We start from the raw sequence: 13,826 nt of genomic DNA, 5'->3' as shown, positions 1-13,826 counted from the left end.
CTATGCTATGCGGACACCTTGAACACGATGCTTTCGGGTCCCCGGACCTGCCCTTGCGCCCATTCGACATCGGGCCCCACAAGCTCGAATTCCGGAATCACCTTCAGCCATTCTTCGATCGCAATATTGAGTTCGGCCCGGGCCAGGTGCGCACCGGCGCATCTGTGCGTTCCAGTGCCGAAGGCCATGTGACGATTGCGGCGCCTGTCGATTTTGACCACGTCGGGGTCTTCGAAGACCTCCGGATCGCGATTGGCTGCTGCCAGGGGCATGATCACGCGGTCATTTGCGTGGATGCACCGGCCATGAACCTCCACATCCGTGGTCGATATGCGCGCGACCGTCACGGGCGCAAAGGCACGTAGGAATTCCTCCACCGCCGATTTGATGAGGGTGGGATCGGCAACGAGCCTGGCACGGTCCTCGGGGCTGGACGCCAGGTGGAGCAGGCTCGCGCCTATCGTGCTCCAGGTGGTGTCCGCGCCCGCGATCACAAGTTCCAGAAGAGTGCCCAGCATGTGCTTTCGGTCGATTGGCTCGCCGTCGATCGTGGCGTCCGCCATCACACTGATGGCGTCGCTGCCACCCTGCCCGCGACGGGCGGCGATCATCTCTTCGAGGAACGCCATGACCTCCAGAAGAGTGTCGCGCCGTAGCGCCTGGTCGGTGGGGCCGAGACGCAGGATGCGCGTCGCCCAGTCGACAAACTGGCCCTGCATGTCCCGCGGCAGATCCATGATCCGGGTTAGAACCGAGAGGGCCAGCGGTCTGGCGAACTCAGCGGCGGCATCTCCGCCTCCCTTCGCAGCGAGATCGGCCGCGAGTTGCGCTGCGGTTTCCCGGATGAAGGGCTCCATCACCTTCACCGCGGCTGGTGACAGCAGGGGATCGATAAGCGCTCTGTGGTCGGCGTGCTCAGGTACGGCAGAGGTGATCGGCGGCATCATCAGGCCGCGACCAGGCGCCGGTATTTCTCCGGCTACCTCTACCGCGCGGGAAGAGTAGGTGTCCGGGTTCTGGATGACGTCATAGACGTCCTGATACCGGACCAGCATCCACGAGCCGCCCCATTTCTCGGTGCGGGAGATCGGGCAGCGGCTTTGCGCAAGGTCGCCCCAATAGTCGGCCGGTCTGTTCCGATAACCTTCCGAAAAGATGTCGTACCCGTCCAGGCTCCCCGTGGCGTTGTCGCTCATTGCGCCGCTTCCCTTTTGTCAGGCATCTGCGCCATACATACCTCAAATATGAGAACATTGTCCACAACAATGTAGCATGTAGTGTCAGGTCTCGGCTTGTCGGGCGACTTCCGCGACTTCCGCACCCTCTCAGGCCATGTCCCGGGCAGACAAAATGCGGCTGTCCGCCGGAAGTGGCCGGCGGGCAGCCAAGGAGGGTGCCTTCTCAGTTTGGCAAGGGAACGAATTTGCCGTCGCGGATGACGAGCGGCGCGCCCTTGGTGGTCGCGAGGTGATTGTCCGGGCTGAAGCTAACGGGCTGGGTCAGGCCGGTTTCGAAGTCCTTCATCGCTTCCAGCTTCGCGATCGCGCACGCGCGAGTGAGGTCCTTGCCGCATTGACGCATCGCTTCGATGAACACCTTCATCGTCGCGTAACCGGTGATGGAGTACCGATTCATCTTCGCAACGTCTTCCTGCGACAGATGCTTCGCGGCAAGTGCCCGGAAGTCCGCGAGCGAATCGTCCTCCAGGGACGGCACGTAATCATACAAATGAAGCCGGTCGCCATTGGCGCCGACGAGATCCAGCATCGGCTTCAAGTGGCTGATCCAGAGTGTCGCAAATATGGCATCCATGCCTAGTTTGTCTGCCTCCGACATCATCGTCGCCACGTCGGACGGAAGCACCCCCACGAACAGGGCTGTCGCGCCCGCTTCCCTCGCCTTGAGCACCTCCACCGAGAAATCGGTCTGGCCGGAGCGGAAACGCTGGGTGAGCACCGGCGCTTGCCCGGCTTCTTTGAGCGCCGACAGGAAGCCGCGCTCGTGATCGATGCCCGTTTCATCCTCCCGGGTGATCGACGCCCATTTCCTGTCGAGATACTTCGCTAGCAAGGCCTTCATGAGGTCGTGCGCGCCGTCGCGATAACCGATGCCAATCGAGAAATGTGTCCTTGGTCCGGCCTTGATAGGCTCGAGACTGGCCATGAGCGGATTGATCGACGGTATGCCCTGCTCCTCGAGCATGGGAAGGATGGCAAGCCAGTTGGAACTGCTCGACGCCTCCGTGATTGCGAAGACGTCATCCTGCTCGATCAGCTTGTTGACCGCCTGGACGGTCCGGGCCGGCACATATCCATCGTCCTCGGCGATGATGCGGATCTGCCGTCCGCTAATCCCGCCGGCAGCATTGGCTTCCGCTACGGCGATACGCTCGCCGAGCAGTCCGGCGTAGGCGAGCGCGCCGGGCCCGCCAGTGAACGCCAGGCTGGCGCCGAGGACGACCTCGGTATCGGTGACCCCGGATTCGGCAAGGGACGCGGACGGCAGGCCGAGGGCGCCCAAAAGGGCCATGACTGCGATTGCTCTCGTCATGTTCATTGGAAATTTCTCCAGAACAGATGGACGTCGATCAGTCGGCGGCAAGCGGCACGAACCGCCCGGCCTTGGCGTCGATTACCAGAGGCGCGCCCGCGACCGGGGCGAGATGTGAATCGGGCCTCCAGGTAATCTTGCCCATCACACCCGTGTCGAAGTCTGTCAGTTTGTTGAGTTCCGCGAGCGCACAGGCACGGCTCAGATCACGTCCGCAACGGTTCATCGCCTCGATGAATGCCTTCATCGTGGCATAGCCGGTGACCGAATAGCGGTTGATCCGCCCCTGATCCTCTGTCGAGAGATGCGCCTTGGCGAGAGCGTGGAAATGGTCGAGCTTCGGGTCAGTCATGGATGGGACGAAATCGTAGAGGACGAGATCTCCCGCATCTTCGCGCAGAAGGTTCAGCGACGCCTCATTGTGGCTGAGCCACAGCGTCGCGACCTTGGCCTTCATGTCGAGCTTGCGGATCTCCTTCAGGACACCCGCGTCGAGCGTCGGCAAGCCGCCGATAAAGACGCCGGTCGCGCCGGCCTGCTGCATACGCAGGACTTCGGCCGAAAAATCGGTCTGTGTCCTGTTTACGCGCATCTGTGCAACGACCTCGAGGCCGAGATTCTTCGCCGCCTCGTTGAAACCGACCTCGCGATCGATCCCCGATTCATCCTCCTGGACGATGGAGGCCCATTTGAGGTTGGGATTGCGCTTGGCCATGATTTCCATGACCTCATTGGCCCCGTCACGGTAGCTGGTGCCGATGCCGAAATGGGTCGTCGGTCCGGCCTCGAAGGGCTTCATGCTGGCCAGCAGGGGATTGATGTTCGGGATGCCCTCCGCCTCGAGGGTTGGCATGATGGCCAGCCAGTGCGAACTGCCGGAACCGGCGATCAGCGCGAAGATCTGATCGACCTCCATCAGTTTGTTGAAGGCTTGCACCGTCCGGGCCGGTACGTACTCGTCGTCTTCGGCGATGACCGTGATCTTGCGGCCGTTGACGCCGCCTGCGGCATTCGCCTCCTCTATGGCTATGCGCTCGCCCAGGAACGCGCCGTAGCCGAGCGCGCCTGCCGGCCCGGTGAAGGGCATGATGGCGCCGACCACGATCTCGTCGTCCTTGATGCCAGGATCAGCCGCCGCGGCCGGCAGAACCCACATCAGGGTACATGCAACACCTAGCGCAATTTTGCATGCAATTCTATTCATAACCTTTCCTCCCTCTGTTTCATGCTATTCTGGCTAGCCTCTTGCCTTGCCGAGAGGCCATTCGGACCAGAACCGTTTGATCACCGCCCATCGGGCCGCGAGACCGTCCGGCTCGTAGCGCAAGAACAGGATGATCATGACGGCGTATATTATGCCCTTGATCTCCTGCGAGTTCGCGGCCGGCAGTACGAATACCGACCGGAACATCGTGTTCATCAGCCAGCGGCTGACATCCGGAAGAATCGTTATAATGATGGCGCCGAGGATCGCGCCCCTGACGCTTCCGAGCCCGCCAACCAGGATCATCGCCACAGCTTCCACGCTGACGATGAGTGTAAATCCGTCGATGTTGATATAGCGGACGTAGAGCGCGGAAAGACCTCCGGCGACACCGGTCAGGAACGCGCTGACTGCGAATGCGAAAAGCTTGTACTGCACCAGGTTGATGCCCATCATCCGCGCAGCCGTGTCATAGTCGCGTATCGCCATCCACGCTCGGCCGACCCGGCTGCGCAGCAGGTTGAGCGCACCGAATATCGTCAGCACGAGCACGCCGAGCGCGATATAGTAGATGGAGATCGTGGACCGCACTGGATAGCCGAACACGGTGGTTCGCGTGACGGCCTTGCCGATCGAGCCGCCGGTCAGCCATTCGGCCTCAACGATCAGCTGCGTGACGATGATCGAGAACGCCAGCGTGGTAATCGCCAGATAGAGCCCTTTCAGGCGCAGCGACGGGATCCCCACCAAGAGGCTCGACGCTGCGGAGACCAGGCCCGCGATGACGAGAGTGGGGATCAGGTCGAACCCGTAGTCGGTCGTGAGAATTGCCGTTGTATAGGCGCCGATCGCGAGGAAGCCGGCATGGCCGAGCGAGATCAGCCCGGCGCTGCCGGTCACGATGTTGAGCCCGATCGCGCCGACGGCCGCCGAGAGTATCAGCAGCACGAAGGTGCTGACATAGGTCGGTCCGACCAGGGGTAGCGCAATCAGTGCGGCCAACAGCGCGACATACCAGGTCCAGCTGCTGGAATAGGGCAGCAGACGCGTCAGTTCGCCATAGGTTTGCTTGAAGGTTCTGGTACGCATCACACGCGCTCGATTTGACGTTCGCCGAACAGACCGTAGGGACGGAACATGAGGACGATCAGCACGACGACAAAGCCGGCGATCTCCTTGTAGCCCGAGCCGATGTAACCCCCGGCCAGGTTCTCCACGACCCCGATGATGATGCCGCCGATTCCTGCCCCGAGCACGGAGTCCAGCCCGCCGAGGATGGCTGCGGGAAAGGCCCTCGTCCCGATCGATCCGATGCTCGGACCGACGTGATAGATGTTCGCATAGAGAACGCCGGCCATGCCGGAGATGACCGCAGAGATCACCCAGGCAATGGAGTAGAGGCGCTTGACCGAGATGCCCATCAGCATCGTGACCGCGGGATCGGAGGCGGTGGCGCGCATGGCGATGCCGGCAATCGTGTATTTGAGGAATGCCCACAGCCCGATGCAGGTCGCAAAGAAGATCGCCAGCAGCACGAGTTGCGAGACCAGGAAGGTGACGCCGAAGATCGACACCATCTCTCCGCCGACCGCGATCGGGTAGCGATGCGAGTCCGTGTCCCAGAACAAGCCGACGAAGGCGCGCACGAAAACGGCGAGCGCGATGGTGAGCATCACGATCGAGAAGGTCGACCGGCCGAGCATCGGCCTGACGATCACCCTCTCAATGATAGCCCCGATCACGACCGACGCGGCGATGATCGTCGCGATCTGAATGTACAAATTGCCGTCGGTGACCAGCGCAATCGAATAGGCAATATAGGCCACGAGCATCATCATCTCGCCTTGGGCGAAATTGATGACCCGACTGACCTTGTAGATCAGGGCGAAGGCGATAGCCACCAGGCCGTACAGCGCCCCGACTAATACGCCGTAGATCAGCAAAGTCCAAAAGTAGCTCATGCCGAAACCTCGTCGTATATGCGCGCGATTTCTTCGGCGAACTTCTTCTCGATGATGGTTCGCTTGACCTTCTGAGTGGCCGTCAGTTCACCATCGTCGTGATCGAGCTCCTTCTGCAGAATTTCGAACTTGCGGATATTCTCGACGCGCGCGAAACGCTTGTTTGCGCGATCGACGTCCTTGGTGATCAGCTTGCGCACTTCTGGATGGACGGCCAGCGACCTGTAGGTGGTGTACGGGATCTGGTTCTGCTGCGCCCAGTGTCCGACCGTATCGATGTCGAGAACGATCAGTGCCGACAGGAACTTCCGGCCATCGCCGACGATGATCGCTTCCTTGATATAGATTGACTCGCGCAGTGCGTTCTCGATCTCCGACGGAGCGATGTTCTTGCCGCCGCTTGTAATGATGATTTCCTTCTTGCGGTCGATGATGCGGATTTCCTTTTCGGTGGCGAATTCAGCGATATCGCCGCTTCTCAGCCATTGTTCGGGATCGAAGGTCCGCGCGGTTGCTTCCGGGTCTTTCAGGTATCCGGCGAACACCGACGGCCCCTTGATCAATACTTCCCCGTCATCGGCAAGCTTGAACGAAAAGCCCGGCAGCGGAATGCCGACGCATCCGTTCATGCAGGCGCTGTCATCCTGCATGAATGTCAGTCCGCCGCTTTCGGTCAGCCCGTAGACCTGCCGGACCGGCAGGCCGAGGATCTGGAAGAACTTGAGCGTCTCGGGAGACACCGGAGCGGCGCCGCACATTCTGACCCGGGTGTGGCTGATACCGAGATAGCGGGCGATCGGCCTGAACATTGTCAGCCACATCACGAAATACTCGAGCGCTTCGAAGGCTCCCATCTTGCCCGGCGCGCCGGATGGTTGCGGCCGCGCATAGCGCTTTTCGAGCCGGGCATAGGCGCGAGCGAATATGCGGTCGAAGCACCACCGCACCAGGGGCGGTGAGAGCTGCGACTTGACCAGCACCGATTGCTGCATCTTCTCCCAGATTCTCGGCACGCCGAGGAAGACCGTGGGTGCGATCTCGCGGAGGTCGATATGGACGGTGTCGATCGATTCGGCAAAGTTCACGACTCCGCCGGTTCTCAGATGCATGGCGATGGAGAATATCCGCTCCGCCAGGTGGCAAAGCGGCAAGTAGCAGAGCACGGTGTAGTTGCTCTGGTTGAGGCCGAGCTTCTCGACGGCGACGTGGGCCGTGTAGAGCGCGCCGCGATGCGTTCCCTGCGCTCCTTTGGGAGGGCCGGTGGTCCCCGATGTGTAGACAATGACGTTCACATCGCCGGGCGAGATCTCAGCCAGGCAGTTGCGCCACCACTCGCGCAGTTGGTCCTCGGGGACCGCGTCCGCCATCTCGCAGACGGCATCGAAGGAAATGATGCGCGGGTCCGTCGCCTGGCGCATCCCCTTCATATCGACACAGACGATATGTTCGATTGTCGGGACGCCATCCGGGCCGGCGGGCAGATCGAGGACCTTGTCGACCTGTTCCTGGTCGCCACACACTATGAGACGGCATTCCGAATGCCGTACGATGTAGCCGAGTTCATAGGAAGGATTGGTCGGATATATGCCGACGACGACGCCTCCTATCGTCTCTGTCGCGAGGTCGCTGATAAGCCATTCCGGCGTGTCCTCGCTCGCAATGGCGACGCGGTCGCCCTTCTTCAGTCCGAGCGCCTGCAGGCCCCTGGCGAAACGCTGCACCCGCCGCTCGTATTCGCGCCACGTCGTTGGCTTCCAGATACCCTGGTCCTTCTCCCGGAACGCCACATGATCCGGCGTGGTCTGCGCCCAATGGGCCAGGCGCGCCGGGAACGACGTCTCGACCGCCGTTTTGTAGAGTTCAGCGTTCATGCTGCCGACTTTCCAAGATAGGCGTCGATAACCGCAGGGTTGGAGGAGACTTCGGCCGGCGTGCCCGACGCGATCGGAACGCCGAAGTTCAACACGTAGACCTTGTCCGAGATGTCCATGACGACGTTCATGTCATGTTCGATCATCAGGACGGCGATGCCGAATTCATCGCGCAGGTCGAGGATGAAGCGGGCGATGTCCTCGGTCTCCTCCTGGTTCATTCCGGAGACCATTTCATCGAGCATGAGCAAGCGGGGTTGCGTCCCCAATGCCCGACCGAGTTCGACGCGCTTGCGCAATCCATAGGAAAGCATCGAGACGGGCTGCGAGCGGATTTCCTCGATCTCGAGAAACTCGATGATGCGCTCCACTTCCTTGCGGGCCTCGATCTCTTCGTTTTGACAGGGGCCCCAATAGAAAGCCCCGGCGAGAACGCCGGACTTCAGCCGGGAGTGCATGCCGACGAGCATGTTCTCGACCACCGTGCCGTGTTCGAACAACGCCAGGTTCTGGAACGTCCGGCTGATACCGATTCCTGCCAGTTGATCCGCGCGATATGCGAGCAAGTTCTTCCCGTCGAAATCAACAGACCCGGCATCCGCCGAATAGAGACGGCAGATCAGGTTGAAGAGCGTGGTCTTGCCTGCGCCGTTCGGTCCGATGACGCTGACGATTTCGCCAGGGGCGACGTCGAAGGAGGCCTGATCGACTGCGACGAGTCCGCCGAACCGTTTCGTCAGGCCCGCCACACGGAGCAGAGAAGCGGTCACGACAGCCACCTCTTGCGGCGTTTATAATGCTTGACGTGGCGAAGCGACTTCCGCTGCTTCGAGGCGTTCATTCCCAGGTAGAACTCCTGTATTTCAGGGCTCTCCATCAGGTCATTGGCAGAGCCGTCGAAGACGATGCGCCCGCGCTCCATCACGTAGCCGAAGTCGGCGACGCTCAAAGCCAGATGAGCATTCTGCTCGACAAGCAGGACGCTCATGTCGTTGCTGCGAAGCTGCACGATCGCCTCGAAAATCGAGTCCACGATCTTCGGCGCGAGGCCAAGGGAGGGCTCGTCGAGCATGAGGAGGGTGGGATTCGACATCAGAGCCCTGCCGATGGCGACCATCTGTTGCTGACCGCCGGACAGGTAACCGGAAATGCGGTGCCGGTGCTCTGGCAGTTCGGGAAACTGATCGTATACGCGCTCGAGTTGAGCGCGCCGGTCTGCCGCGCTGCGGGATATGCCCCCGACAAGCAGGTTCTCCTCGACAGTGAGGTTGATGAAAAGACGCCTGCCTTCCGGCACCAGAACCACACCGCCCCGAACGACTTCGTCCGCTTCCACCCGGTCGATGCGGCGGCCGTCATAGGTGATCGAGCCGCTCACCAGCATGCCCTTCTCCGGGAACAGGATGCCCGAGATGGCTTTGAGCGTCGTGGACTTTCCAGCCCCGTTCGAACCCAGAAGACATACGATCTGGCCGGGCGGAACGGCGAAAGAGATGTCGCGGACCGCCTCGACATGGCTGTCGTAGAATATCTGCGCGTTGGCCACCTCCAGGCCCGCCCGCGCCGCCGCGACAGGTGCGCTGCCTCCAAGCTCTCCCGACGAGGGACCAGACTTCAGCATGAGGCAGCCTCGCCGGAACACAGCCCGCACCGACATGCCGCCGACTGGATTGAAATGTCTCGCATGGGCCTCCTCCCTCCCGCGCTCGTCACAGCATGACCGCTCCCCCGTCGACCGAGATCGTCTGCCCGGTGACGAACCTGCTGCCGTCGCCAATGAGCCAGCCAATCGTGCCGGCGAGGTCGCTCGGATCGAGATTTCCCTGCAGCGCCTGGATCGTCTTGACCTGCTCCAGCGCGCGGTCGGACTTGTCGCCGAAGAATTCCTTGGTGCCTTCGGTCGTCACCGCAGTTGGCGCGACGGTGTTCACACGGATGTTGTCGCGGCCCAGCTCGCGGGCCAGGCCGCGCGTCATGCCGAGGACGGCGGATTTCGATGTCACATAATGCAGCATGAACGGCGTGCCGTAGGTGGCCGACATCGACGAGATGTTGATGATGCTTCCGCCACCGGCCTTGCGCATTTCGGGTACTGCCGCCTTGCAGCAGTTCCAGATGCCCTTGACGTTGACCGTCATCGCCGCATCCCAGTCCGCCTCTCTAAGGTTCTCGAACCGGCTGCTCTTCAGGCCGCCATAGAGCGCTGCATTGTTGACGAGCGCGTCGAGGCGGCTGAAATGCGAGACCGCAACGGCCACCGCTTCCTGCGCGGACTGCGCATCGGTCACGTCAAGGTGCGCCGCAATGATGCTGCCCGGCCCGTCCCTTCCCAGCGCGACGGTCTCCGCGCAATCGTTGAGGTCGGCCGCCACCACCTTCGCGCCGGCTGCCGCGAATATCTGCGCGCAAGCCTGGCCTATCCCGCGCGCCGCTCCCGTGATCAGGATAACCTTGCCGTCGATGTCCATGGAGCGTCCTTGATCTTGTCGGGGATGCAAACCGGCCACTAGCGCGCGGTCTGTCTCACTGTGAGGTTCGTGAATTCGGCAAGACCCCAGCGCCCGTTGGAAACGCCAATTCCGCTGGCCTTGTGTCCACCAAAGGGGATGTGGGGCTCGAGGGCCAGGTGAGCGTTGACGTAGGCGGTGCCGCAATCGAGTCGCCCGGCGACATCTTCCGCGCGCGCTATGTCCCTGCCCCATACGGAGCCGCTGAGGCCGAACTCGGTGGCATTCGCCCGGGTGACGGCTTCGTCCACGGACTGGTAGCGAAGAATGGGCAGCACCGGGCCAAACTGCTCTTCCCGCACGATGCGCATATCGTCGGTGCAATCCGTCAGGATCGTCAGGGGATAGAAGTAGCCCGGCCCGTTCGTACCGGCAGCGCCGGTGACAACCTTCGCGCCCTGGGCGATCGCGTCATCGACCAGTTCCGCCACGCGCCGCAACTGGGGCTCGTTGTTGATCGGACCCAGGTGCATACCCGCAACCATACCGTCGCCGATCCTCACGCGGGCGGTGCGCGCGACCAGTTCGTCAACGACGGCATCATGAAGCTGATCGGGCACGAAGAGCCGCTTGATGCCTGCGCAGATCTGGCCGCAATTGGTAAATGCGCCCCAGAAGACGCCCTTCCCCACCAGCGAAAGATCGACATCGTCGAGCAGGATAGCCGCGTCGTTGCCGCCCAGTTCGAGCGTGAAGCGCTTGAAGTCTGAGACCGCGGCGTGCGCGACCTTGCGCCCCGTCGCGACGGAGCCGGTGAAGCTGATCTTGCGGATGCCGGGATGGGAGGTCAGCCGTGAACCGAGATCATTGCCGCCCGAGACGGCGCTGAGCACACCTTCCGGCAGCGCCGCCGACATCAGGCGGCATGCTTCGAGCGTGGCTACCGGCGTGAAGGGAGACGGCTTCACGATCACGCTGTTGCCAGCCAGCAAGGCTGGCCCCAGCGGCATTCCCATCAGAAAGACCGGATAGTTCCAGGGCGTGATGATCGCCACCGGACCGAGCGGCCGATATTGCACGCGCACGCGATAACGGTCGTCGTCCTGGATGATTTCATCGTCGAGTTCTATTTCCGCGGCTGCCCGGAGGCTTGCGGCCGTGTCCGCGATCTCGCGCGCCGAGGCCGGCAGTGGCTTGCCCTGCTCCAGGGTGACGAGGGTAGCCAGAAAATCCGCGTTCTCGCTCAGTATGTCCGCCATGCGCCTGAGTGCGTGACGCCGTTCAGCGATGGGCCGACGGCTCCAGGTCGCAAAACCGGACAACGCCGTGCCGATGCACTCCTCCAACTGCTCCGGCGAGCAGTCGGGCACGGAGGTGAATTCGATGCCGGTGGCGGGATTGACGACGCCGAATGTCGTCGGCGCGTCGACGGGTCGCCCTCCGAACGTCATGCGCGCGCGCCCGAACCCGGGCAGGGTCGACAAACCGTCCATCAACAACCTCCCCCGCACCCCGACGAGGGATGCGACGCAACCGCCTGAACCCGCGGCCCGCAATTGGTCTGCGGTTCATTTCTTCTTGCATATCGTTCTACACAGGGAGCGCATTTGTGTAAATATCTGTCGCGTGTAAAATCGGCCGAAAGCGACGATGGAGGCGATGGTCCCGCAGCCGTCGCTACGCCTAAGTCATTGATATCAGGGGGTTATGCGAAAGCGCATTGCAAGTTGACAAAGATCCGTTTTGCATCCAGTTTCGGATTTAATATGCGGATGCGAGCTCGCATCCCCCACACAGGGAGAGTCCTTCTGAAATGACTGGTCCGCTCGCCGGCATCAAAATCGTCGAGATCGCATCGATCGTTCTCGGGCCGTTGGCAGGCCAGTATCTCGGCGACATGGGCGCTGACGTAATAAAGGTCGAGGCCCCGGAAGGCGACGTCACCCGCGTGCAAGGCCCGCGGCGTTCGGACAAGATGTCCGCCCTGTTCCTGTCCTGCAACCGGAACAAGCGAAGCGTGGTGCTTGATCTGCGCCAGCCGGAGGGGCACGCCGCTCTGGTCAAGCTGCTCCAGGGGGCGGATGTCTTCATTCACTCGATCCGCACCAGGGCGGCCCAGAACTCGCAGCTCGACTACGACTCCGTCAGGAAGATCAACGAGAACATCGTCTATTGCCACGTGAAGGGCTTTTCCGACGAGGGTGCCTACGCGGGAAAGCCGGCCTATGACGACATTATCCAGGGCCTGTCAGGATTGGCTGCGCTGCAATCGGCCATCGGCGGAGAGCCCCGATACATACCGGCGATCATCGCCGACAAGCTGACGGGCGTGCATGCGGCCTATGCTGTCGCCCTCGCTCTCTATCACAAGCTCGCGACAGGCCGTGGCCAGCGCGTCGACGTCCCCATGTTCGAAACCATGGCGTCCTTCAACGTCATCGAGCACCTCTGGGGCGGGTCATTCGAGCCCTTCGAGGGCGGGTTCGGTTATCCGACCATCGCCAACGCCACGCGGCGCCCGTTCAGGACGAAGGATGGCTATCTCGCGTTCCTCCCTCATACCGACGCCCACTGGGAGCGGTTCCTCACAGCCATAGGCCGGAACGATCTTCTGACCGACCGGCGCTTCGCGACCTTCCGGGGACGGCAGGAGAATGCCGACGTCATCTGGAGCATGGTGAAGGAGGAGCTCGTAGGACGGACGAGCAAGGAGTGGCTCGATCTGCTTGGCGGGCTCGATGTCCCGATCGGATTCGTCAATTCGATCAAGGATCTTGTCGACGACCCGCATCTCAACAGCGTCAATTTCTGGTCGCTGCATCAGCACCCGACGGAAGGCATGTTGCGCATGGCGGGCCTGCCCCTGACCCTATCCGACTCGCCGGCTTCGATCCGCCGGTTGCCGCCGCGGCTCGGTGAGCACACCGAAGAAGTGCTGCGTGAGCACGACTGCTCACCTGACATGATTCGGGCGGTGATGAGCCGTGTCCCACAGGAGATGTGAATGGCAAATTCTGAAATACTTATCGTAGACGACAATTCGCCCGGCGTGCGGTGTCTGACGCTGAACAGGCCGGATCGGCTCAATGCCCTCGATGGCGAACTGACCCGGCGGCTGCTTGAGACCGTCCGCGAGACCGCCGCCGATGAAACGATCAAGGTCATCGTGGTCAAGGCTACCGGCAGAGCCTTCTGCGCGGGCGCGGATTTGAAGTGGCTGAACGAGGGAACGCTCGCCGACCACCATGCCCATCTGGCTTTCCAGGATGATCTGGCCGATCTGTGCAATTCGCTCGAGGCAGCGCCTCAGGTGGCCGTAGGCGCCATCCAGGGCTTCGCGTTGGCCGGCGGTCTCGAATTAGCTCTCGCCTGCGACATGCTGGTCGTCTCCGAGAGCGCCGAGATGGGCGACGAGCACATCCGCCGCAATCTGATCGCCGGCGGTGGCGGCACGCAGCGGCTGCCCCGCAAGATCGGGCTGGCGCGGGGCCTCTATCATCTCCTCAGCGGCGCGAGGATGACCGGGCGCCAGGCGGCGGAATACGGACTCGCCTGCGCCGCCGTTCCCACCGACCAGGTGGAAGACAAGGCTCTGGAGTTGGCCCGGTCCTTGGCAAAAACCGACGCAAAGGCGCTCGCGATGACCAAGGAACTGGTCCGTCGTGGGCTGGAATTGCCGCTTCGCGAAGGCCTCTGGCTCGAGCGGTGGACGCAATATCGCTACCGCAACGCCTCCGACGCCATGGACAAGGGTGTCGCCCATTTTGCCGAGAAGCGGGCATAGGGGCGCGCC

Annotated in this window: 12 protein-coding genes; 2 read left to right on the top strand and 10 right to left on the bottom strand. The window is 62.1% G+C overall.

Annotated elements, in window-relative coordinates:
• Positions 1–5: 5 nt before the first annotated feature.
• From E4O86_RS01585 to E4O86_RS01540, 10 genes are all read right to left on the bottom strand, one after another.
• The gene (locus tag E4O86_RS01585) at positions 6–1,196 is read right to left on the bottom strand and encodes a cytochrome P450 (protein ID WP_161138765.1); all 1,191 of its coding nucleotides are present in this window, start codon (positions 1,194–1,196) and stop codon (positions 6–8) included.
• A 205-nt stretch (positions 1,197–1,401) separates the two neighbouring features.
• Positions 1,402–2,556 (bottom strand): ABC transporter substrate-binding protein, encoded by a 1,155-nt coding sequence (locus E4O86_RS01580; protein WP_161138764.1) that lies wholly within the window; start codon positions 2,554–2,556, stop codon positions 1,402–1,404.
• A 31-nt stretch (positions 2,557–2,587) separates the two neighbouring features.
• Positions 2,588–3,706: an ABC transporter substrate-binding protein gene (locus E4O86_RS01575; protein ID WP_161138763.1), complete on the bottom strand. Its 1,119-nt coding sequence runs from the start codon at positions 3,704–3,706 to the stop codon at positions 2,588–2,590.
• Between the two features lie 81 nt (positions 3,707–3,787).
• Entirely contained in the window at positions 3,788–4,843 is a 1,056-nt protein-coding gene (locus E4O86_RS01570) for a branched-chain amino acid ABC transporter permease (RefSeq protein ID WP_161138762.1), read from the bottom strand.
• A complete protein-coding gene (locus E4O86_RS01565; RefSeq protein WP_161138761.1) occupies positions 4,843–5,715 on the bottom strand; it encodes a branched-chain amino acid ABC transporter permease in 873 nt (290 codons plus the stop codon). Before E4O86_RS01565 ends, E4O86_RS01570 begins: the two co-directional genes overlap by 1 nt.
• Positions 5,712–7,586, bottom strand: coding sequence for an AMP-dependent synthetase/ligase (locus E4O86_RS01560; RefSeq protein WP_161138760.1), 1,875 nt, complete (start codon positions 7,584–7,586; stop codon positions 5,712–5,714). Before E4O86_RS01560 ends, E4O86_RS01565 begins: the two co-directional genes overlap by 4 nt.
• On the bottom strand, positions 7,583–8,356 hold the full coding sequence (locus E4O86_RS01555) for an ATP-binding cassette domain-containing protein (protein WP_161138759.1): 774 nt from the start codon (positions 8,354–8,356) through the stop codon (positions 7,583–7,585). Before E4O86_RS01555 ends, E4O86_RS01560 begins: the two co-directional genes overlap by 4 nt.
• Positions 8,353–9,207, bottom strand: coding sequence for an ABC transporter ATP-binding protein (locus E4O86_RS01550; RefSeq protein WP_161138758.1), 855 nt, complete (start codon positions 9,205–9,207; stop codon positions 8,353–8,355). Before E4O86_RS01550 ends, E4O86_RS01555 begins: the two co-directional genes overlap by 4 nt.
• 88 nt (positions 9,208–9,295) lie before the next feature.
• Positions 9,296–10,054 (bottom strand): SDR family NAD(P)-dependent oxidoreductase, encoded by a 759-nt coding sequence (locus tag E4O86_RS01545; RefSeq protein WP_161138757.1) that lies wholly within the window; start codon positions 10,052–10,054, stop codon positions 9,296–9,298.
• 38 nt (positions 10,055–10,092) lie between these two features.
• Positions 10,093–11,526, bottom strand: a complete 1,434-nt coding sequence (locus E4O86_RS01540) for an aldehyde dehydrogenase family protein (RefSeq protein WP_205520606.1) — start codon at positions 11,524–11,526, stop codon at positions 10,093–10,095.
• Positions 11,527–11,846: 320 nt separating this feature from the next.
• Here E4O86_RS01540 and E4O86_RS01535 point away from each other — a divergent pair, with 320 nt between their 5' ends.
• Positions 11,847–13,037: a CaiB/BaiF CoA transferase family protein gene (locus E4O86_RS01535; protein WP_161138756.1), complete on the top strand. Its 1,191-nt coding sequence runs from the start codon at positions 11,847–11,849 to the stop codon at positions 13,035–13,037.
• Positions 13,038–13,817 (top strand): enoyl-CoA hydratase/isomerase family protein, encoded by a 780-nt coding sequence (locus tag E4O86_RS01530; RefSeq protein WP_161138755.1) that lies wholly within the window; start codon positions 13,038–13,040, stop codon positions 13,815–13,817. It begins immediately after the preceding gene.
• Positions 13,818–13,826 lie beyond the last annotated feature (9 nt).

The sequence above is a fragment of the Propylenella binzhouense genome (assembly GCF_009866965.1).
GTDB lineage: Bacteria > Pseudomonadota > Alphaproteobacteria > Rhizobiales > Afifellaceae > Propylenella > Propylenella binzhouense.
This window is presented reverse-complemented; position numbering and strand designations above follow the sequence as displayed.